The sequence below is a fragment of the Nocardia terrae genome, assembly GCF_009760405.1.
Lineage (GTDB): Bacteria > Actinomycetota > Actinomycetes > Mycobacteriales > Mycobacteriaceae > Nocardia > Nocardia terrae.
This window is the reverse complement of sequence record NZ_WRPP01000005.1, coordinates 412401-432788: the sequence shown is the minus strand read 5'-3', so window position 1 is coordinate 432788 and position 20388 is coordinate 412401. Positions and strand designations below refer to the sequence as shown.

General features: G+C 63.8%; 19 protein-coding genes. 6 read left to right on the top strand and 13 right to left on the bottom strand.

What is annotated here, in order from left to right:
* Positions 1-10: 10 nt before the first annotated feature.
* The 7 genes from GPX89_RS26115 to GPX89_RS26085 are packed head-to-tail and all read right to left on the bottom strand — an operon-like array spanning position 11 to position 6496.
* Positions 11-778 (bottom strand): hypothetical protein, encoded by a 768-nt coding sequence (locus GPX89_RS26115; RefSeq protein ID WP_157390288.1) that lies wholly within the window; start codon positions 776-778, stop codon positions 11-13.
* Positions 779-789: 11 nt separating this feature from the next.
* A complete protein-coding gene (locus GPX89_RS26110) occupies positions 790-1530 on the bottom strand; it encodes an SDR family NAD(P)-dependent oxidoreductase (RefSeq protein ID WP_157390287.1) in 741 nt (246 codons plus the stop codon).
* The gene (locus tag GPX89_RS26105; protein ID WP_157390286.1) at positions 1527-2546 is read right to left on the bottom strand and encodes a phosphotransferase family protein; all 1020 of its coding nucleotides are present in this window, start codon (positions 2544-2546) and stop codon (positions 1527-1529) included. Before GPX89_RS26105 ends, GPX89_RS26110 begins: the two co-directional genes overlap by 4 nt.
* Positions 2543-3739, bottom strand: a complete 1197-nt coding sequence (locus GPX89_RS26100) for an acyl-CoA dehydrogenase family protein (RefSeq protein ID WP_157390285.1) — start codon at positions 3737-3739, stop codon at positions 2543-2545. Before GPX89_RS26100 ends, GPX89_RS26105 begins: the two co-directional genes overlap by 4 nt.
* On the bottom strand, positions 3736-4905 hold the full coding sequence (locus GPX89_RS26095; RefSeq protein WP_157390284.1) for a thiolase family protein: 1170 nt from the start codon (positions 4903-4905) through the stop codon (positions 3736-3738). The genes GPX89_RS26100 and GPX89_RS26095 overlap by 4 nt, the downstream gene beginning before the upstream one ends.
* A gap of 10 nt (positions 4906-4915) precedes the next feature.
* Positions 4916-5329: a Zn-ribbon domain-containing OB-fold protein gene (locus GPX89_RS26090; RefSeq protein WP_157390283.1), complete on the bottom strand. Its 414-nt coding sequence runs from the start codon at positions 5327-5329 to the stop codon at positions 4916-4918.
* A 6-nt stretch (positions 5330-5335) separates the two neighbouring features.
* Positions 5336-6496 carry a thiolase family protein gene (locus tag GPX89_RS26085; protein WP_157390652.1) on the bottom strand — a complete coding sequence of 387 codons (1161 nt, stop codon included), beginning with the start codon at positions 6494-6496 and terminating at the stop codon, positions 5336-5338.
* A 66-nt stretch (positions 6497-6562) separates the two neighbouring features.
* On the opposite strand from GPX89_RS26085, the gene GPX89_RS26080 reads away from it, so the two are divergent.
* Both GPX89_RS26080 and GPX89_RS26075 read left to right on the top strand, forming a co-directional pair.
* A complete protein-coding gene (locus GPX89_RS26080) occupies positions 6563-6754 on the top strand; it encodes a ferredoxin (RefSeq protein WP_157390282.1) in 192 nt (63 codons plus the stop codon).
* Positions 6751-7971: an NAD(P)/FAD-dependent oxidoreductase gene (locus GPX89_RS26075; RefSeq protein ID WP_157390281.1), complete on the top strand. Its 1221-nt coding sequence runs from the start codon at positions 6751-6753 to the stop codon at positions 7969-7971. The genes GPX89_RS26080 and GPX89_RS26075 overlap by 4 nt, the downstream gene beginning before the upstream one ends.
* Positions 7972-8034: 63 nt before the next feature.
* On the opposite strand, the gene GPX89_RS26070 is transcribed toward GPX89_RS26075, so the two are convergent.
* Both GPX89_RS26070 and GPX89_RS26065 read right to left on the bottom strand, forming a co-directional pair.
* Positions 8035-9483 (bottom strand): WS/DGAT/MGAT family O-acyltransferase, encoded by a 1449-nt coding sequence (locus tag GPX89_RS26070; RefSeq protein WP_157390280.1) that lies wholly within the window; start codon positions 9481-9483, stop codon positions 8035-8037.
* 172 nt (positions 9484-9655) lie between these two features.
* Entirely contained in the window at positions 9656-10708 is a 1053-nt protein-coding gene (locus GPX89_RS26065; protein WP_157390279.1) for a phosphotransferase, read from the bottom strand.
* Positions 10709-11425: 717 nt separating this feature from the next.
* Between GPX89_RS26065 and GPX89_RS26060 the strand changes: the two genes are divergently transcribed.
* From GPX89_RS26060 to GPX89_RS45970, 3 genes are all read left to right on the top strand, one after another.
* Entirely contained in the window at positions 11426-12961 is a 1536-nt protein-coding gene (locus tag GPX89_RS26060; protein ID WP_235948005.1) for an enoyl-CoA hydratase-related protein, read from the top strand.
* A 22-nt stretch (positions 12962-12983) separates the two neighbouring features.
* Positions 12984-13790: an MHYT domain-containing protein gene (locus GPX89_RS26055; RefSeq protein ID WP_157390277.1), complete on the top strand. Its 807-nt coding sequence runs from the start codon at positions 12984-12986 to the stop codon at positions 13788-13790.
* Between the two features lie 73 nt (positions 13791-13863).
* Positions 13864-14541, top strand: coding sequence for a TetR/AcrR family transcriptional regulator (locus GPX89_RS45970; RefSeq protein ID WP_157390276.1), 678 nt, complete (start codon positions 13864-13866; stop codon positions 14539-14541).
* Between the two features lie 6 nt (positions 14542-14547).
* On the opposite strand, the gene GPX89_RS26045 is transcribed toward GPX89_RS45970, so the two are convergent.
* The 4 genes from GPX89_RS26045 to GPX89_RS26030 all read right to left on the bottom strand — a co-directional run bounded on the left by GPX89_RS26045 (position 14548) and on the right by GPX89_RS26030 (position 19321).
* On the bottom strand, positions 14548-15291 hold the full coding sequence (locus tag GPX89_RS26045) for a hypothetical protein (RefSeq protein ID WP_157390275.1): 744 nt from the start codon (positions 15289-15291) through the stop codon (positions 14548-14550).
* 269 nt (positions 15292-15560) lie between these two features.
* Positions 15561-16064, bottom strand: a complete 504-nt coding sequence (locus GPX89_RS26040; RefSeq protein WP_157390274.1) for a nuclear transport factor 2 family protein — start codon at positions 16062-16064, stop codon at positions 15561-15563.
* A 288-nt stretch (positions 16065-16352) separates the two neighbouring features.
* The gene (locus GPX89_RS26035; RefSeq protein ID WP_157390273.1) at positions 16353-16586 is read right to left on the bottom strand and encodes a hypothetical protein; all 234 of its coding nucleotides are present in this window, start codon (positions 16584-16586) and stop codon (positions 16353-16355) included.
* Positions 16587-16648: 62 nt separating this feature from the next.
* Positions 16649-19321 carry a LuxR C-terminal-related transcriptional regulator gene (locus GPX89_RS26030; protein ID WP_198347593.1) on the bottom strand — a complete coding sequence of 891 codons (2673 nt, stop codon included), beginning with the start codon at positions 19319-19321 and terminating at the stop codon, positions 16649-16651.
* A gap of 185 nt (positions 19322-19506) precedes the next feature.
* Between GPX89_RS26030 and GPX89_RS26025 the strand changes: the two genes are divergently transcribed.
* Positions 19507-20379, top strand: coding sequence for an SDR family NAD(P)-dependent oxidoreductase (locus GPX89_RS26025; RefSeq protein ID WP_157390271.1), 873 nt, complete (start codon positions 19507-19509; stop codon positions 20377-20379).
* Positions 20380-20388: the final 9 nt, after the last annotated feature.

Below are 20388 nucleotides of genomic sequence, written 5' to 3'. Positions count from 1 at the left end.
GTCACCGCAGTCAGCCGAGCTGGATCAAGTCCAGGACGCGCACGGCCAGCTCGTGATTGCCGTCGATCCCGATATCACACTGCCGCCAATCGGCCCGCCCGGTCGACCACCGGAGAAAGTCGTCGCTGTCGCCGAAGATTCGGGTGGCGGCGTGTCCGACCCGATTCCGGGTCACGGTCGGCTGCCCGTCCGCGCCGGGCTCGAGCAACCATCGGCCCGCGCCCTCGCCTGCCAAGGTGATCGAAATCGGCTCATGGGCAAGGCAAGCCGCTGGCGACTGAGCCAACACGGCCATCAGCCAATCCAAGATCACATCCATGTAGAACTCACCGCCCGGGACCGGGCGTCCGACGGCCGGCGCGATGTCGTGGTACAGCCGGGTATGCCAGTCGAACAAGTACATCGACGGCAGGGCAGTGGCTGGGTAGCGGCCAAGCCCGTTTACCGATACCACGATCTGCTCGGCTCGCGGGCCGACGTAGAGTGCCATCCCGGCGATCGCTGACAAACTGAGCAGTTTGAACTCTTGGAGAGTCTCGTGGGGATTTTCCGCCGGTTTTGAGTGCGCGTCGCGGTCGTGGAGAAGAGAGGACGTCGTCACAGTAATTTGCTGCGGAGTGAGCAAAGCTCGCAACGAGGCAACGAGTTCGGCGACGACATCTTGCACGCTCTGACCGGAAGGCCCAACCCTGGTCCACTCCTCAGCCGTGAGTGTGTGGCAGAAGTCGAGAAGAGCCGCTCGTTCCTGATGCAACGCCATGAGTGGTTCGATCGACACGGCAAATCCTTTCAAGCACGCCAAATCTGGTCACCGGCGCGGGTGATGACAATGTTCGGTACGACAGCGTTGCGCGACAGCCGGGTTACCGACAGCGCGAGCTCGGCGATGTCACCGGTGGTCAGCATCGCGGTGGGCTCGAGAACGTCGTGTTTCCACGCGGTCATCGCGGTGTCGACGTACCCGGGGGAGATGGCCGTCGCGCTCACGCCCCGCGGCGATTCCTCCAGCGAGACGGTTTCGCACAGCGAGATCAAGGCTGCCTTGGAAGCGCCGTACGCGGCCAGTCCGGCTTCGCCTGCGACGCCGGTGATGGACGCGAGCGCGATGATCTTCGCGCCTCGCTCGGCGTTGCGCTCGGCCGTGCGGCGCAGCAAGGGCAAGGCCTTTTGGATCAGCGTGATCGGCGCTCGGAAGTTGACGTCGATCATGCGCTCGCGGGTCTTGTCGCTCATGTCCGCGACCGTCCCGGCAGTGCCTGTTCCCGCGCTGAGCACGAGGACGTCCATTCCGCCGAAACGATCGTTGTGACTGTCCACCAGCTGTTGCAGTTGGGCGGGGTCGTTCATCTGGGCGGCAACGGGATTGACGTCGATTCCCGAGACCTCGCGCAACTGCCGCGCAGTCGTGTCGAGGTCGGATCGAGTTCGTGCGGTCAGCGTCAGGTGATAGCCCTCGCAGGCGAGTCGGCGCGCGATCTCGGCGCCGATTCCGCGGGATCCGCCGGTGATCAACGCGCTGCGGCAATTCATCCGATGGCCTCCAATCCGGCGTCGAGGAGCACCGGAACCGCGGACCCGACAGCGGTGAATCCCTCACCGACTGTGTCACCGGCCAGATACCGCTGATGAATTCCCTCCGCGATCACCGCGAGCTTGAAGTACCCGAGAGCTCGGTAGAACGCCAGGTTCTCCAGGTCACATCCCGTGATGGCCGAGTACCTTTCGGCGACCCCGTCGACGGACAGGAATCCCGGATTGGCACTTGGAGCGTGCCGGACACCGAGAACGGGCTCGCTGCGTGGATCCCAATAGACCTGCAGCAGGCCGAGATCGGCCAGTGGATCACCCAGCGTCGCCATTTCCCAATCGACAATGGCGGCGATTCGCCCCCAGTCCTGTTTGTCGACGATGGTGTTGTCCAGACGGTAATCGCCGTGCACGATCGTCTCGCCCGCCTGCTCCGGCAATGTCATGCCGAGGATCGTGGCCAGCTGCTGCAGGGCTGGCAATTCGCGGGTGGCTACTCGGTCCCACTGGCTACGCCAGCGGCTGATCTGCCGCCCCAGATAGCCAGCGGGGCGGCCGAAGTCAGCAAGACCGACGTCGGTGAATTCGACGTTGTGCAGCGCCGCGAGCCCATCGACCAAGGCGCGCGAGCAGTCCTGGGCTTCCTGCTCGGTCAGCTCTGCGGCATCGTCACCGCTGCGCAGGCTACGGCCCTCGACGTAGGACACGACGGCGAATGGAACCCCGATCACCTCGGTGTCCTGGCACAGCGAGACAGCCTGCGCCACTGGGACATCGGTGGAACCCAGGGCGGCCACGACACGGTATTCGCGTGCCATGTCGTGTGCGGTCGGGGTGAGCGGCCCCAGAGGTGGGCGGCGCAGTACCCAATCGTGCACGCCGTCAGAAAGCCGGTAGGTGAGATTCGACTTACCGCCCTGGATCAAGCTGGCGCTCAGTTCACCAGCGGTCTCGGGGACGTACGCCTCGAAATACCGCTGCAGCGCGGGCAGGTCGAGTCCCGGCAGCGTAGTGGTCATTGCCTTGCCTTGTCGATCGTGCGAATCACCCTGCGGGCGATGGCCCACCGGTGGGTTTCGGAGGGGCCGTCGTAGATCCGGAACGGGCGGACCTCGCGATAGAGCCGAGACAGGGCGATGTCCCCGGATACGCCCAGTGCGCCACAGATCTGCAGCGACCGGTCCACCACCCGGTTGACAGCCTCGGCGACAAAGGTTTTCGCGATGGAGGTGCTCTGTGCGGAGGGGAGACCATTGTCGAGGTCCCAGCAGGCCTTCAATGTCAGGGCCCGTGCGGCTTCGATATCGATCTCATTGTCCGCGATGAGGTGCTGGATCATGCCCAGATCACCGAGCCTGCCGCCGAAGGCTTTCCGGGTCGCGGCGCGGTCGGCGGCCAAGTCGGCGGCGCGGCGGGCGGTGCCGAGCCAACGCATGCAATGGGTCATGCGCGCGGGCCCCAAACGGACCTGCGCATAGTCGAATCCCTTGTCGACTTCGCCGAGCACGGCATTGTCGGGGACCTCGAGATTGTCGAAGATGAGTTCGGAGTGCCCGCCGTACATGGACTCGTCGAGGGTGTCGATGTCACGACGGTGGACGAATCCGACGGTATCGGTGGGGACCAGGAACATCGTCGCGCCACCGCGTGATCCGGGCTCGCCGCTGGTTCGGGCCATGACGATCGCGAAGTCGGCGTCGTGCGCACCGGTGATGAACCACTTGTGCCCGTTGATAACCCAGCCGTCATCGCCCCGTTCGGCCCTGGTGAGCAAGGCGGTCGGGTCAGATCCCGCACCCGGTGCGGGCTCGGTCATGGCGAAGCAGGACCGACTGGTTCCGGACGCCAGCGGGCCCAGGAACTCTTCCTTCTGCTGGTCGGAGGCAACCTGCTCCAGCAGGTGCATATTGCCTTCGTCCGGGGCAGCGCAGTTCAATGCGAGCGGGCCGAACAGCGAGTAGCCCGCCGCTTCGAAAACCGGTGCACGATCGCACATTCCGAGTCCGAGCCCGCCATACTCCACTCCGACATGGGGTGCGAAGATGCCCGCCACCTTGGCCTCACTCTGGATCTCGAGGCGCATTTCCTCGGGCAGATGATGGGCCGAGCCGGCGTAGAATTCTTCGACCGGCAGGGCGACATCCTCGACGAACGAGATAGTGCGCCGGACGATCTCGAGGACCTCGGGGGAGTGGCCGAAAGAGATCGTCATGACAGCCGCTCGATGATGGTCGCGTTGGCCAGGCCACCGGCCTCGCACATGGTCATCAGCCCGTACCGTCCACCGGTTTGCTCGAGGTGATTGACCAGCGTCGACAGGATCCGGATGCCGGAAGCGCCCAGCGGATGTCCGAGCGCGATGGCACCGCCGCGCGGGTTGAGCCGATCAGGGTCGGCTCGGAGTTCGTGCTGCCAGACCAGCGGAACCGGCGCGAACGCCTCGTTCACCTCGTAAGCGTCTATGTCGTCGATGGTCAGGTGGGCCCGCTCGAGGACCTTGCGGGTGGCGGGAACCACCGCGGTGAGCATCAACAGCGGGTCGTCGCCGACCACCGCGAACTGATGGAATCGGGCGCGGGGCCGAAGCCCGAGCTTGTTTGCGGTTTCCTCACTCATGATCAGCGCGGCCGACGCGCCATCGGTGAGCGGGGACGAGTTGCCGGGAGTGATGGACCAGTCGATTTCCGGGAACCGTGCCGCCATGGCGTCGTCCACGAATGCCGGTCGCAGAGCGGCAAGCCCCTCGGTCGTCGTCGTGGGTCGGATGGTTTCGTCGGACGTCAAGGTGCCGGCGGCAACGAGCTCTCCGTCGAACCCACCGAGCGCGGCGGTCCGGGCCGCGAGTCGGTGTGAACGGGCGGCGAATTCATCCAGGGTGCTGCGATCGAGCTTCCAGCGGGCCGCGATGATTTCGGCCGAAATGCCCTGTTGGATAAGGCCTTCTGGATAGCGGTAGGCGATCGGGCCGCGGTTGGCGTCCTGTCCCTGGCCATTGGAGAACATCGGCACCCGGCTCATCGATTCGACGCCGCAGGCGATCGCGATGTCGTATGCGCCGGCGATTACGCCCTGCGCCGCGAAGTGGGCGGCCTGCTGGCTGGAACCGCACTGCCGATCGACGGTGGTCGCGGGCACGGATTCCGGGAAGCCCGCCGCGAGCACCGCGGTGCGGCCGATATTGAAGGCTTGTTCGCCGCTCTGCGTGACGCAACCGGTGATCACGTCGTCGACGACCCGAGGGTCGAGGTCGTTGCGGGACATCAGCTCCGACAGCACATCCGCCAGGAGGGTCGCGGGATGTACACAGGAAAGCCCACCTCCGGCCTTCCCCTTACCGGACGGTGTCCGGACGATGTCGACGATGACAGCCGAGGTCATGAAACTGCTCCTAGTTGTCTGCGGCGAACGCGGGATACGAGTCGCCTTCTTCGGGGTAGATGAATTCGACGTGCACGGGCATGCCCACGCGCAGTCGATCGATCGGGACGCCGATGATCCGAGCGTCGATCCAGGGGCCCTCGGCGAGCTCGACGGCGCCGACCGGGAATGGAACCTGGTTCGCGAACGCCGGATGCGGCGGGTGGTGCACGATCGACCAGGTAACCAGTTCTCCCTGTCCGGACACCTCGGTCCAGACCAGGTCGGAACTGCCGCAGGCGGTGCAGGTTCGGGCTTCCAAACCCAGCATGTGGCCGCACGCGATACAGGAACGAATCGCGAGTCGTTCCCGTGCCGCGGCCTCGAAGAACTCGGCGCTGCGTTCGTCGCGAACGACAGGCGGGCCGGAGATTTCGGTGGTCATGATTTCTTACGCTCCCCCGAGAACAAGAGTGGAGTGGTGATCGAGAACCCCGCCGTTGCCGCTGACAAGGGTGATACCGCGGTCGGTGACCTGCCGGTCGCCGGCCTGCCCGCGCGCCTGGATGACGGCCTCGCTGAGCGGCGTCATGCCCCACAAGTAATAGGAGGACAATTGGCCTCCGCCGGTGTTGAGCGGGAAATTGCCGGCGGGACCGAGCTTTCCGTCGGAGACGAAGGCACCGCCCTCACCCTTCGCGCAGAAACCGTAGTCTTCCAAGGTGATAAGAACAGTGAACGTGTAGCAGTCGTAGAGCTGAACGACGTCCACATCGGCCGGGATAATGCCCGCCATCTTCATAGCGATCGGCCCGGAAATCGCTGCGCCGGTGCGCAAACCGAACGCAGAGCCTCGTTCGGCGACCTGTCCGGGATGCCCCTGCCCCCACCCGAGGATGTCCACGGGCGGCTGCGCGAGGTCGCGTGCCCGGTCGGCTGTGGTCACGATGACGGCGGCTCCGCCATTCGATACCAGGCAGCAGTCGAGCAGGTGGAGTGGTTCGGCAATCCAGCGCGAGTTCTGGTGATCCGCGATGGTGATCGGATCACGGAGCTGGGCAAGAGGATTCATCGCTGCCCAAGAGCGCTGGGCGACGGCGATGTGGGCCAGCTGCTCGCTGGTGGTGCCGTAGGTCTCCATATGGCGGCGAGTGGCGAGCGCGTACTTGGCGTTCGCGTTGGTGATCCCGCTGGCGATGGAGTAGCTGGCCAATCCGGTGATCGGCTTCCGGCTCCGACCGGTGTATGCCTTCCCCGCGGATTCTTTCGGCTTGAGCGGTGCGTCGGCGAAGACGCAGGCGACCGCAGTGGCCATGCCACTGGTCACCGCCGCCGCGGCGTAGGACACCATGGCGCCGGCCGTGGCCCCGAATGCGTTCATCTCGGTCAGTAGATGAAGGTCTCGTAGGCCCAGGACATTGGCGAGGGTGATGGTCACATCGCGTTTGAGTCCGCCGGAGACCAGCAATCCATCCAGATCCGACACTGCCAATCCGGCGTCGGCGGCAGCGCGCCTGACCGCGTCGGCGGCGAAATCTGTTGCGCTGCGCCCATAAACCTTGCCGACATCGGTAATTCCGAGGCCGGCGATGGACGCTCGACTTGTTGTCATCAAGCCCGGCTCCTTCGCTGGAGATAACTTCTGGAACCATACCATAGACTGTGTTATGGTTCGGTCATGAAAATTGTAGTGGATCGAAGCAGATGCACTGGTCTCGGTATCTGCGAAGCCATCGCACCCGAGGTTTTCGAGGTCGATGACAACGGCGAGCTCGTGCTTCTCCAGGAGGACATCACCGAGGAGCAGCTCGCCAGGGTTGAGAAGGCGATCGAAGGTTGCCCCACAGCGGCTTTGAAGTTGGATCGATGAACAGCCTCGTCGTCGTCGGTGCCTCATTGGCTGGATTGAAGGCGGTGGAGAGCGCCCGCAAGGCGGGGTTCGAAGGTTCGGTCACTTTGATCGGCGCTGAGCCTCATCTGCCCTACGATCGGCCGCCGTTGTCGAAGGACTTCCTCGATAATGCGGAGCCGGTCGTGCCGTACTACCGGCTCCGGCATGAGATGGCGGACCTTGGCGTGACCCTGAGGTTGGGTACACCGGCTACCGGGCTCGACACCGATGACCGAACCGTCCGCGTGGGGCGTGATGTCGTCGAATACGACTCGCTGATCATCGCCACCGGTGCCCGAGCATCGATGGTGCCGGGCGCGGATGGGCTCGGCGGTGTGCACACCCTGCGCACCCTCGACGACGCGAGGGCTGTGCGAGCTGCGCTCGATGCCGGTGCGCGGACTGTCGTCATCGGTGCCGGGTTCATCGGCTCCGAGGTCGCCTCCAGCGCGCGTAAGCGAGGCCTGCCCGTGACCCTCGTGGAGGCATTGCCCACGCCGTTGGTGCGCGCGGTTGGTCCGGTCATGGGATCTGCCTGTTCTTCCTTGCATGTAGCGAACGGCGCCGACTTGCGTTGCGGCGTCGCGGTTTCTGCGATCGAGGGCACCGGTTCCGTCGAACGGGTTCGGCTGTCGGATGGCTCGGTGATCGAGGCTGATCTCGTGGTGATCGGCGTAGGCGCGGCTCCTGCGACGGACTGGCTCGAAGGTTCGGGAATCCTGGTCAACAATGGCGTCGTCTGCGATTCGTATTTGTGTACCTCGGCTCCCGGGGTGTACGCGGCTGGCGATGTCGCGCGTTGGTACAACTCGACGTTCGCCCGACTGATGCGTCTCGAACACTGGACGAGCGCGCAAGAACAGGGCGCTGTGGCGGGCCGCAATGCGGTGGACCCCACGAATGCCGAGCCGTACAGCACCGTGCCCTACTTCTGGTCGGATTGGTACGGCTCTCGGATCCAGTTCGTCGGTGTGCCCGAAGGTGAAGACTTCGAAATTTTCGGATCGGTAAGGGAGGGCCGGATGCTCGCCCTCTACGGCAACGGCGATCACGTCACCGGCGCTCTCGCCCTCAACCGCCAGCCCGACATCATGAAACTGCGCGCTCTGATCGATCGACAGACGGACTGGCGCGAGGCCGTCGCGTTCGCTGCGAAGCGTGCTACGTCCTGGCTGGGTTCGCCCGTCCAAGCATGAATGGTGTTCGCGGGGAATGGCTCCGGTCGAGTGTCTGACAGGAGCCATTCCCCGCACTGGTTTTCAGGCTTCGACTGCCGCGGCCGGTTGATCGGCGTAGAGCGATTCGAGTAGAGCGAGCTCTTCGCCGCAGTGCACGGCCAGGCGCTGGACCTGGGGAAGGGCGGTCGAGCATGCCGTGAAGCTGAATTCGAGCTTGTCCCCGTAGGACAGGCACACGATATTGAGCGCTTGTCCGTGATAGATCACGGTGCTGGCGTGGATATCTACCAGTTCTGCACCGTCGAGGAACATCGGCGTCCGTGGCCCCGGAACATTGGAGATCGGCACGTTGAAGTACGGCCGGGTGCGCCCACCGAGTTTGCACACCTGCTCGAGGAGAATCGGCGTGGTGACTGCGAGGGTATAGGTGTTGATGGCCGCGCCGCGGATGCGGTCGAGACGCTCCTTGGCCTTCCGTGTCGATGCGCGCACGACTTCAGTTCGGGCGCACGGATCGGACAGATGGGTGGGGAGCGGCACCATGGCCCAGCTGATCGAATTTCCAACCTGCCGGGTGCTATCCCGCGCACGGGTTGATACGGGGATGTTGGTTGTCAGTGCTCTGGAGGGCAGAGCATCGATCTCCGAGAGATAACGTCGGAGCCCTCCGGCGCAGACGGTCAGCACTACATCGTTGATCGTTCCGTCGATAGCGTCCGCCAGCGCGCGGAAGGTGGACAGGCTGTAGCTCTGAGTGGCGACCCGGCGATGACCGGTGATCGGGGTATTGAGGACCGTGCGAGGCGCTCCCCATGGATGTGCCGCGGTCCCGGTTGCGGCGAGCCGCAATGCGGGCAGGCCGTCGGCCACCGCTCTGAGCGGCTGAGTGAGTCCCCTCGCCCAGCCTGCCAGGGTGCGGCGGTAGGTTGTCGTATCCATCAGGGCGCGGGGCACTTCGGCGGGACGGAAGGAGCGCGGCGGCATGCCTTTGACCCACATCGGCGCCACCCCGAAGTCGGTCGGATCATCGGAAAGCCAGTGCTGGAACAACCGGATACCGGCGACTCCATCGGCAAGTGCGTGATGCATCTTCCCGAGCACGGCGAAGCGGTCATCGCTGAGCCCCTCGATGACATCGAAGGTCCATAGCGGATGCGCCTTGTCGAGCGGAACACTGTGAATGTGGGAAACGAGGCGTCCGAGCTCGCGTTCGGTTCCCGGCCACGGCAGTGCGGAATGTCGAACGTGATAGTTCGTATCGACGTGGTCGACTTGTTCCCATTGCGGCCATACACGGCCGAATCCCTTGCGCCGCAGCCGCAGATCGAACGGCTTGGTCGCCACGACAGCAGAGCGCATCCGCTCGACCAAGTCGTAGACGAACTCTGGCGAGGTTCCGGGTGGCCTGCGGAAGACGGCGAGGATCGAGCCGTGCATCAAATTGGATTCCGACTCCAGCCATAGCCAGCCGGCATCGAGTGGCGGCAGGTTGATCGGGCTGGTCGTGCTACGGCGCTTACGAATCCTCATCAGCGAATCACCTGAACGTTCTTGGTAGGAAGGGTTTTTCGATCAGGCTGGGTGACGCGACGCTGCGGCGTCCAGCGGCGTGAACACCATAACACACTCTATTGTATGGTTCGTGGGTGTCGACGAGATCACACCCTTCGGGCACGCCGCCGGATACTCTGCGGCTGGGTGTCTACTCCTCGATCGCCCGGAGTGTGTCGTGTTCGATTGCGGCGGTCGCGTAGCGGTCGCCCATGAGCGTGCAGACCTCCGCCGGCTGCATCTCGGGTGGGCAGAGGGCGAACATCAAGCCGTGCAAATGATGTCGCCGGTACGCCAGGAATGCGTCGTCGAACTCCAATGCGGGGCCACCCGCGGCAGCGAGTGCTGACATGTAGTGGCGCAGAAGATCACTCTCGTGCTTGCGGCGCTCTTCGGCATCGAGAATGCCGACGAGGAAGTAGGCGACGTCGTCAGCCCAGGGCGCCAGGCATGTGGTCTGCCAATCGAGGAACCGAAGTGCACCATCTTCCAGGGCGTAGGTGTTTCTCGGATGCGGATCGCCATGCGACACCGACAACGCATCGGCATCGTCCAACGCCCAGAGTTTGTGTAGTGCTGTCACGAGCCGCTCCCTGTCCCGGAGGGAGTCGTCGAAGCTTCGGGTCTGTTCCAACGTAATGAAGTTCTGCCAGTGGTCGGAGCTGGTGAACCATTCGGCCACGGGACGGAAGAGCGGCGAACCGACCGAGAGCCACTTGGCGCTGCCGATGCCGCTGCGGTTCCAGCTGCGACCATGCCAGCCGGCCATAATTTCGAGAGCGGCGGCCACCTGATCCACGTCGTACTGATCCTCCGGTTGCCCGAATCGCGCACTCGAGCGCAGATCGTCGATGAGAAGCAGTCCCTGGTTTTCGGCCTCGTGCTCGGCGGCATACCAGCAACGTGGCACCACCTGACCGAGGTCCGGCGCGATATCGCGATAGAAGAGCGACTCGACACGATAGCCCAAACCTGCCATCTCCCTCATCTTGTCATCGAAACCTCCCTTGAGGCACAGCATTTCAGGTGGGCTGTTCTCGGAACGGTGCTCATAGTCGACCCGCAGGAAGACCTTGCTGGCTGTTCCTCCGATCGTCTCGTCGATCTCCACACCCCGCACTTTGGTGCCAGGTGAACGCTGACTCAGCGCGTCGGTGAGCCAGTCAGGTGTGATCTCGGCCAAGTGAGTGGGCAAGGAAGCCATGGCAGCCCTCCGTATCCAGGTCAAAGAGCTAGTTTGACCTGCTGAAATGTACCTACAGGCTTTAGGTTAACAAGCGGGCATCTATTTTCGGGGCGCTTTGAGGCAACTCGATCCGACGCCATCGATGCAACGGTTGCGTGGTGCTGGGCGGGCCTCAGGGGTGACCCTCGTTGCCTGGATATCGCCTGACCTGCGCGCTTCTGTCGGTCGCCGAGTTTCTCCGGGTGAGCCCTCGGAAAATATTGACACTAGTGTGGATTAACTCTTATGGTGGCAGCCAGTTGATCTGAGGCTGGAGGTGCTAGCGGTATCCGAGGTTTGCGAGTGGTGGGTGCGCCGTCGGAGTCGACCGTCCGCTCGCATGAGGGTGTTGAACACCCGCGTTCGTTGCTGAGTTTCTGATCGGTGGCGTGCGTTTCCGTGGATCTGTCGCGGTTTTCCAGCTCGGCTGCCCTATGGAGTGCAGTCAACTGAGACACGTTCATTGTTTAGTCGTCGATCCACGTCGGTGGGCATAGGCTCGCGCCGACTTCAGTTCGGTTGTTTAGGAATCCAATGCGAATCCTGCTTGTCGCAAGCGCATTCAATAGTCTCAGTCAGCGTATTCATACAGAATTGCGGCAGCGGGGCCATCAAGTCGGAGTCGAGTTGGCGCTCGGTGACGAATCGCTCAGGGTGGGGGTGGCACGCTTCCGGCCTGACTTGATCCTCGCACCCATGCTGACAACGGCTGTGCCAGAGGATATTTGGTCGCAGTACCTCGTGCTGATCGTGCATCCGGGACCGAAGGGCGATCGTGGCCCGTCGTCGCTCGATTGGGCCATCAGCACCGGCGCCGAGGAGTGGGGTGTCACGGTATTGCAGGCGGTCGCAGAAATGGATGCCGGCCCGATCTGGGCCTCGGAAGCGTTTCCGATGCGATTGTGCGGAAAGAGCGAGTTGTACCGCACCGACGTCTCTGATGCGGCCGTCCGGGCCGTAATGACCGCCGTTCACTATTTCGAGAAGGGTGGGTTCGAGCCCGAGCCGCTCGATTACAGCAATCCCGAAGTGATGGGGCAGGAGCGGCCATATCATTCGCAGGCGATCCGGCGCATCGATTGGTCGAGCGACACCTCGGCGACGGTGCTACGGAAGCTGCGCGCGGCCGACTCTCAACCGGGTGTGCTGGATGAGCTGTACGGACGCGAGTATTTCTTGCACGGCGGGCATCAAGAAGACCAGCTGCGAGGGGATCCGGGCACCGTCGTCGCAACCCGTGATGGTGCGATCTGCCGGGCAACCGTGGACGGGGCCGTCTGGCTCCCGCAACTCCGCCCACGCCGAATCCCGGGCGGCCCAGCAACCTTCAAACAACCCGCAACGGCCGTGATGGATCGTGAACTGCTGGTCGATGTGCCGGAAGTGTCAGTGACACCCGCCGAGGCGGCGATCCGCGAGACCTGGTCCGAGTTGCGCTACTACGAGTACGACAGCGTCGGCTATCTCGAATTCTCTTATGCCGGTGGCGCAATGAGCACCGACCAGTGTCGGCGACTGCTCGACGCCTATCGGCAAGCATGCGCCCGTCCGGTGACGGTGCTGGTGCTCGGGCCCGCGAGGGACTTCTTCTCCAACGGCATACACCTCAACGTGATCGAGGCGGCCCCGGATCCGGCGGAGGAATCCTGGCGCAACATCAATGCGATCGACGATGTGGCGGAGGCGATCCTGACGACGACCGACAAGTTGGTCATCTCGGCTCTGTCCGGAAACGCGGCCGCTGGTGGAGTAATGCTGGCACTGGCAGCGGATGAGATCTGGTGCAGGGAATCGGTGGTACTCAATCCGCACTATCGGCTGATGGGACTGTGCGGCTCGGAGTACTGGACCTATACCTTGCCGCGTCGGGTCGGTACCGAGCAGGCGGATCGCTTGATGAGCGAAGCGCGACCGGTCGGTGCCCGCGATGCAGAGAGCCTCGGCCTGGTGGATCGTGTCGTCGGTGAAGGAGCTGCCGAGTTCCGGGCGTGGGTGCGCAAGGAAGCTGCCGCGCTGGCGGCGGACGGATCGGCGTTAGCGGAGCGGCTTCTCGACAAGAAGCGGCGCCGGGCGCTGGATGAGGCGGCAAAACCATTGGCGGCGTATCGATCCGAGGAACTCGGACGAATGCGGCAGCACTTCTATGGTTCCGGCGAGTTGTATCACCGCCTGCGACACGAGTTCGTGACCAACGTCCGCCCCACGGCCACGCCGGCCCATCTTCTCGGCTGATCCGCGAGAGGGAGCAGAGCTGATGATCATCGATCATTTCGTGCACGGTTGGGGCATTCCCGCGGTCGCCTACATCATGTCGGTCACCGGATCGGTACTCGCCCTACGATGTGTATCGCATGCGAGGTACGCTCGGCGCCAGGGTGGTTGGCTCATTGCTGCCGCCGTGGCGCTCGGTGGGTGCGGGATCTGGGTCATGCATTTCACCGCCATGCTGGACTTCGCCATTCGAGGCGCGATCATTCGATTCGATGTTCCGATGACACTGCTCAGCGCGCTGATCGCGGTTGTCGTGGTGTGGTTGGGATTGTCGATCGTCGTGCGCGGGAAGAAGGAACTCTTCGCACTCCCGTTGGGCGGATGCGTCACCGGGCTCGGTGTCGCCGCCATGCACTACCTGGGCATGGCGGCGATGCACACCAGTGCGCGTATCGAGTACAACCAGACTCTCGTCGGCTGGTCGATCGCCATCGGGGTGGTTGCCGCGACAGCGGCACTCTGGTTCATCCTCCACGTTCGCGGTGTTTTCGCCACTGTCAGTTCCGGCATGATCATGGGAGTGGCAGTCTGCGGAATGCACTACACGGGCATGGCGTCCATGAGCGCCCAAAAGGCCCAGCTCGTCACGAATCTCGCTGGTGCCCAACCGATGGACCTTCTCCTGCCGCTCATCCTCACGGTCACACTGGTCACGGTCGCCCTGATGCTGACGGTGGGCCTCGCCGAGGTCGAAGCGCCGACCCGGCGCGAAGCGTTCGCTCTGAAGGACGGTCCCACGGTGTCCTGGCCTACGCGACCGCCCGCCGAACAGGCTGAGCAGCGCTACTAGGCTGTCACCTCGAGAGCACAAAGGTGAAAAGCCGGGATGACGGCGAGCCGACCTGTGCGGTGAGAGGTGAACTGTGGTCGATACAGCGGGTGTCCAACGCCGCGGGCGCGGCCGTCCGTCGGGATCGAACGGATCGGATACTCGAAACAAGATCCTTCGAGCGGCGCGTGAGGTGTTCAGCGAGGTCGGCTACGACGCCGCGACCTTCAAAGACATCGCCGCCCGTGCCGACATCACACGGACCAGCGTGAATCACTACTTCCACAGCAAAGAAGAGCTCTATGAGACGCTGTTCGACTCCACACGGGAGCGCATCGACAGTGTCGTTCGTACCGGACTGCGCAAGGCCGATGCCGAAAATGGCGTCGTAGAAAGAATTTCGACGTTCCTCCACGCGGCTGTCAACATCGACTCGGCAGACAGGTCGGTAGCGAAGTTCATCGTGGCGTCGCTGTTCGATTCCTTCCGCAACCCGGAGTTCGGCAGCCGTGCTCTGGGGCAGCTCGACGAAGTACGAGCGTTCTTTCTGAGCACGCTCGAAAGTGATGTGGTTCGAGGGACTTTGCGGAGCGACGCCGACCTCACCGCAATCACGGAAATGCTCGTAGCGGTCATGTGGGGGATGAGCATGTACGCGGGATTCGTTGGCACCAACGATCAGCTTGAATCCGTAGTGGATCAGTTCGTCGAACTGCTGGCGGGGAGGCTGTTCGAGGGCCCGTCCGCCGAAACCGAACCGCGTCTGTCGTAGTCGTGGTTACCAGATCGGTCTTTTCTGCCCGGCGACGAGCGGCTTGGCGGGGAACCGGGCGACCATCCAGACGTATGCGGCGGCAATCAAGGTGAAGATCACCCCGGTGATGTAGAACCAAGGCTTGTCGAAGACATGGGGGAGGGCCTGTGCGAACATTCCGATCGGCAGGAAGGTATTGATGGTGCCCGCGAGGATGACCAGTGCCAGCCCGAGTCCGTTGCCGGCCCGGGAGTGTCGTCGCATCCAGAGCAGTCCCGGTGCGGCCGCCATCACCATGTTCGTCATTGCCGCCCACTGGAAGAAGCTTCCCGGGCCCATGAAAACGACCAGTAGATTCACTAGTCCGTAGAAGGCCGCGACCTGTGCGACGATAGCGGCGACCGCCTGACGTGCGGTAACTTCCTCGCCGAAGTAGGCGCCGAAGATTTCCTGCCGTTCTACTCGGACGGCCATCGTCAGATTGAATACTTCGAACATCGTCCACGCCAGTAGTGAGATCGATGCCGCGAGTAGGAACCAGTTCCAATTATGTCGGGCCGCCGCCACGAACAGCATGAAAGCCCACGAGCTGTCATGTGCGAAATAGAAGGTGTGCATCCAGACCGGGAACGGTGCCATGCCCTCCCTGCGAACGAGCCGGAAGCTGTAGATGTATTCCCAGAATCCGAATCCGAAGGTGATCGCCGATGCAACCAATAATGACACATTGCCGAATGTGTAAACATCGATGAGCTGTTCGTAGTACATGGGTCCTCGCTAGAGTGTCAGTTCCGGCATCGAGCGAGCATTGAGGGCGGCGGACAAGGCCACGCTTCATATGCATCCCCGCGCGATATCGGCGACCATGTGGGGCTGGGCAGATCCCGAGGGCCGGTCGTCGGCTCGATTGGACACTCACGACTCCCGTGAGCGGCAGCGCCGGTCCCGTCCGATTCAGCCGCTCACGGAGAGTTGAGAATTGCGTTTCGGCCGTGAAGGTCGTTCGAGTTTCCGGTGTGCCGGTCGAATCGTTGCCTTCAGACCACTCCGTTGGAGTTCAGAGCGGGAGTCCGCAGACGCATTCTGGACATGTTCTTCAATGCGAACTTCAGAGACGGGGCGGCGAACGGAGCTGCGTTGGTCTCCGGATCGCCGACCAATTGCAGCACATCCCAATGCTCGGCTGCTTTCCCATCCTCATCCATCCGGTAGATGTCGACGACGGCGATCCCGGTGTCGTTCGGATCGTCATCGACGAAGTTCAGGAACCTGCCGTGCGTCCAAACCCAATCGCCGAACGCGATGATGCGGTACATCTCGGCACGGGCGTTCTTCCGCTCCGAGGTGAGTTTCGCGAAGTAGTCGACCAGGCCGTCCGGGCCGGTGACGATCAAGGGGTTGTGCTGAATGTATGTCGGGCTCACATACTTCGCCACGGCCTCCTTCGGACGCTTTTGGTTGATCATCATGTCGACCCAGGCGAGGACGTTCTCTTTGTTGCGAACGGCGCGGGCGTCGTCGACATCAACGATCTCGATCATGACAGCTCCTTGGTACTCGGTAGGCAGTTGGATTGATTGAACAAGCAAAGCTTCGCGCTGTAGAGGGTGAACTGGCGTCACACGATGCAGGCGATTCGATTTCGGTGCTCGGGGAAGCAGCCGGAATTCGTGGTCAGCGCATACGACGATTGCCGCGGAGGTCGCCGATGACCTGCCGCGGCAATCGGCCCTTACCGGATCGGCATGTGCCGGGCAGGGCGCCGATCGGTTCGGTTCGAAGGTCGCCGTTGGAATAGGGGACGGCGACATCCCGGTGTTTGACACGAGTTACGCGCTTTTCCTGCGGACTTCGAGCAGGTCGATGCCCAGTGCTTCGATTCGGGCCAGTACCCCGTAGAGCGCTGACTGATCGGCAAGCCCCCCGATGAGAACCGTCTCGCCGCCCTGCGGCCGCACCTGCAGGTCGGGAAAGGCGACGAGCAAGGTGTCGCTCAGGTGTCCGCGGACGCGAATCTCGTAGTCAACGGGTGCGTGGCTTTCCGTTGTCTCCGCGTCGTTCATGTTTGTGAGTGTGGCGCGCGCCCGGGTGAGCCTGCATCACCCTGATGAGGTGAGCGAAACGTTCAACGGCGAAGTCTTGCCCCGGGGCCGAGCAGGCCCAGCTCGCGTGCACGTTCGACCGCCTCGGTGCGACGGTGCACGCCGAGCTTGGCGTAGATATGGCGCATGTGGGTTTTCACCGTATTGAGGGAGAGGAAGAGCTCGTTTCCGATCTCGGGTGCGGACAGATTGCTCGGCAGATAGCCGAGCACCCGCAGTTCGCTGTCGCTGAGTGTCTCGAACGGACCCTGCGGAGTATCGGTACGCGTGGGCAACGGCGTCCCGCCCAGCACGTCGATGATGCTCTGAAGCAGGGCGGCATGGGCCGTCCGATGCCGTGGGTGCCGCTCGAGCAGTTCGTGTGACGGGATGATCACGAAGGGAAACACCAGTGCGTCGGGCTCGGCCAGAGCCAGGGCGCGTTCGATGTCGGTCGCGGCGGCCTGCGTTTCGCCGAGCTGGTCGTTCGCGATTGCGTCCAGCAGCAAGACCATGATCAGCGTGAAATCGCGGATCACGGGGACCTTGCCCGCGACGGCCGGGGCGAGCGCATCGATGGCCGCCTGTGGCTGACCGTCGGCCAGCAAGAGCGATGCCTGCGCCGCGCATGCTTCGCCCCGATCCCTCAGCGCCTCTGGCATACCTGCCAGTGTGGCCCGCGCGCCCGCCACATCCCCTAGGCGCAACTGAACGTGTACCAGAGCTTGATACACCTGGACAGCCAAAACGTGTGGCGTGACGAGAAACCGCTGGAGCTGTTCGGCGGCCCGGAACGCGAGCAGAGCTTCGTCGAGCCGGCCCCGGCCGACGTGAACGGCGCCGCGAGCCAGGTGCAGGAGCAGTCCCGGGGCAGGTTCGAGTTCTGGGCGCAGGGCTCCTCCGGCCCGGTCGAGCCAATGCTCGGCCTCGTCGAACCGGCCCTGCCATACCTCGTAACCGCCCATCCGTGCCAATGCGACACCGACGATCGGCTCCGAGCCCCAGCCGTGGGCTTCCGCGACGGCGATCGCCTCCGCGCAACGGTCCCGCCCCACGGCGAACGAGCCCGCAACCATTGCCGAGTGCGCCAGGCAACCGATTTCGATGTACGGTCGGTTGATCCGGCGCGCCAGCATGAGTCCACGAGTCAGATGTTCGTCCGTATCAGCGTCGCGACCGGACCAGAATTCGACGATGCCGAGATTCATCAGCGTCAGTGCTTTGACGTCGGCCGCGAGCGCGACATCGGTGAGGGTTTCGGCGTCGGCCGGGCCGAGTAATTCATCCACTTCGCCGAGTACTGAGCCGAAATCACCTCGTCGGCGGGCGAGTGACATGCGCGCGACGGCCAGTGCGGCCGCGAGACGGCGCCTGCGCTGTTCGGGAACCGCGGAGATGTTGTGCTCGGCCAGAGTCAGATATTCGGTGGCTTCGTCGAGTGAGCCGCGGGCGATCTGATCAACCGCTATCACGGCCGTCAGCTCCGGATCCGAGACCTTGTCCGTGGGGAACGCTGCGAGCAGCGCGCTGAGGGTCGCCTCTTGGCCGTCGAGGGCGAGGCTGAACGCTTGGTCGGCGAGCAGGCCGGCCGCATAGTCCCAGTCTTGTGCGATCAGTGCATGCTGAACCGCGTCGACGACGTACCCGTGCTCGGCGTACCACCGAGCAGCGGCCGTGTGCAGTGGGACGACGGCGTCCGGTTCGGTTCTGCGTAGTTCCAAACGCAGCAGGTCGGCCAGGAGGTGGTGGTATCGGAACCAGGCGCGTTCGAGGTCGATCGGTGTGACGAATGCGTTCGCGTCGGCGAGCGAGTGCAGGATGCGTTCCGAGCCCGAGCCTTCGACGAGGAAATCGGCGAGGGCGCCGTTCACTCGTTCGAGTACCGAGGTCCGGAGCAGTAGTCGGCGCACGTGGCTGGGCTGCTGCTCGAGGACCTCGGCGAGTAGATAGTCGGCGATGGTGCGCTCACTGCCCGAGAACTCGGCCACGAACCGTTCCGGCTCCGAGTGGCCGACGAGGGAGAGCGCCGCCAGCCGCAGGCCCGCAGCCCAGCCCTCGGTGCGCGCGTGGAGGAGTCGGATGCTCCGCTCCGAGAGCGCGATCTTCGACGCGGCCAGCAACTCGCGTGTCTCGTCGAGGGTGAAACGCAGGTCAGCCGCCCGCACCTCGGTGAGTTCGCCCCGAAGGCGCAAACGGTGCAGGCCCAATTGGGGGTCTCGACGGGTCGCGAGGATCAGATGCAGCAATCTCGGCCGCCGGTCGAGCAGCAGCTCGAGCTGCGCGAGAGCGTCGGGAGCGGCCAGCTCGTGCAGATCATCGATGGCGAGCACGACCGGCTCTTCGAGCGAGGCGAGTTCGCTCACCAGCCGCTCGATTATCTCATCGCCCTCGAATGCCGGTGTCGGCGTGAGCTTCTCGACGAAAGCGTCGGTACCGACGGCCGCGCGCAATCGGGTGATCACCGCGAGCCAGAAGCGCTGAGCGTCTCGTTCGCCGCGCTCGACCGACACCCATGCGGCCCGGTCGGCGAGTCCTGTCTCCGCTATCCAGGTGCGAAGCAGGACGGTCTTACCGCTCCCGGCCGGCGCGGAGATCAGCGTGACACCACCGCTGAGGCCGACCGAGAGCCGGTCGAACAGCGCACGACGGGCGACGACTGACGGAACGTGCGCGGCGGAGGTCCGGGAAACAGCCGCAGGGGGGACCGGCTTGGACACGGTACACACAGTATCCCTCCGCGAAGCACTGGCAACCCAAGTGCCGGACAAGTGCGTCGCGGATCGAGGTGGCAGTCGGCCTCGGCGGTGAATCACCCGGACGGTGCGACGGCATATCACCCGGCTCGACACCAGGCTCGATACCGGAGACCAGATCAGGTCCCCTTGCAGCGATAGGAGATGTGATGACCAGGTCAACCATCGAACGGACTGCGGTGATCACCGGCGCGGGTTCCGGGCTGGGCAAGGACATTGCGCTGGGTCTGGCGGGCAAAGGCTACCGAGTATGGGGCACAGCGATTTCCGACGCGGAGATCAGTGACCTGGCAGACGCTTCGTCGGGTCGAGTCACGTTGAGCATCGTCGATGTCACCGACGAGAAGGCAGTGCGGGCATTCGCGGCGTCGGTCGGCAACGAGTTGGAATCCGGCCTCGACCTCTTGTTCGTCAACGCCGGGATTCTCACGCCCGGACCGCTCGAAGTCATCGCCCTGGACAAGATTCGCCACGAGTTCGAAGTCAACGTCTTCGGCGCGCTGGCCACGGTGAACTCCTTCCTGCCCGCACTGCGTCAGGCGCGGGGCCGCGTGGTCTTCACCAGTTCGGTCACCGCGGCGTTCCCTGTTCCGTTCAACGGTCCCTCGAGCGCGTCGAAGGCGGCGCTCGAGTCGTTCGCCGACATCTACCGCACCGAACTGCATTCGTTCGGGGTCGACGTCGTGATCGTTCAGCCCGGCAACATGTCCACGGGTGGTCCGGCGAAGACCGCCGCGGCGATGGCTCGCGCTCGTCAAGAGATGACACCGGCCGAGGCGGAATTGTACGGCGGGATCTTCGACCGGTTCACGACGATGTTCAACGCGGCCCAGGCCAGCGGTACCTCCTCGGCTGACGCCGCCGCCAAGATGATCGAAATCGCCGAGCGAGAGCCTGCCCCGACCCGGGCGCCCGTCGGCGCCGATGCCGAAGCCCTGTTGGAGTTGGTGTCGCGCAGCAGCGATGAGCAACTCGACGAGGTTCGCCGCGGCATGATCGCCAACGCTTCGGCCGGACTGTAGGAATAAAAC

Coding starts and splice junctions, on each gene's coding strand:
- GPX89_RS26110 (WP_157390287.1), bottom strand. CDS start 1,530: ATGAATTGCCGCAGCGCGTTGATCACCGGCGGATCCCGCGGAATCGGC.
- GPX89_RS26105 (WP_157390286.1), bottom strand. CDS start 2,546: ATGACCACTACGCTGCCGGGACTCGACCTGCCCGCGCTGCAGCGGTAT.
- GPX89_RS26100 (WP_157390285.1), bottom strand. CDS start 3,739: ATGACGATCTCTTTCGGCCACTCCCCCGAGGTCCTCGAGATCGTCCGG.
- GPX89_RS26095 (WP_157390284.1), bottom strand. CDS start 4,905: ATGACCTCGGCTGTCATCGTCGACATCGTCCGGACACCGTCCGGTAAG.
- GPX89_RS26090 (WP_157390283.1), bottom strand. CDS start 5,329: ATGACCACCGAAATCTCCGGCCCGCCTGTCGTTCGCGACGAACGCAGC.
- GPX89_RS26085 (WP_157390652.1), bottom strand. CDS start 6,496: ATGACAACAAGTCGAGCGTCCATCGCCGGCCTCGGAATTACCGATGTC.
- GPX89_RS26080 (WP_157390282.1), top strand. CDS start 6,563: ATGAAAATTGTAGTGGATCGAAGCAGATGCACTGGTCTCGGTATCTGC.
- GPX89_RS26075 (WP_157390281.1), top strand. CDS start 6,751: ATGAACAGCCTCGTCGTCGTCGGTGCCTCATTGGCTGGATTGAAGGCG.
- GPX89_RS26070 (WP_157390280.1), bottom strand. CDS start 9,483: ATGAGGATTCGTAAGCGCCGTAGCACGACCAGCCCGATCAACCTGCCG.
- GPX89_RS26065 (WP_157390279.1), bottom strand. CDS start 10,708: ATGGCTTCCTTGCCCACTCACTTGGCCGAGATCACACCTGACTGGCTC.
- GPX89_RS26060 (WP_235948005.1), top strand. CDS start 11,426: ATGCTGACAACGGCTGTGCCAGAGGATATTTGGTCGCAGTACCTCGTG.
- GPX89_RS26055 (WP_157390277.1), top strand. CDS start 12,984: ATGATCATCGATCATTTCGTGCACGGTTGGGGCATTCCCGCGGTCGCC.
- GPX89_RS26045 (WP_157390275.1), bottom strand. CDS start 15,291: ATGTACTACGAACAGCTCATCGATGTTTACACATTCGGCAATGTGTCA.
- GPX89_RS26040 (WP_157390274.1), bottom strand. CDS start 16,064: ATGATCGAGATCGTTGATGTCGACGACGCCCGCGCCGTTCGCAACAAA.
- GPX89_RS26035 (WP_157390273.1), bottom strand. CDS start 16,586: ATGAACGACGCGGAGACAACGGAAAGCCACGCACCCGTTGACTACGAG.
- GPX89_RS26025 (WP_157390271.1), top strand. CDS start 19,507: ATGACCAGGTCAACCATCGAACGGACTGCGGTGATCACCGGCGCGGGT.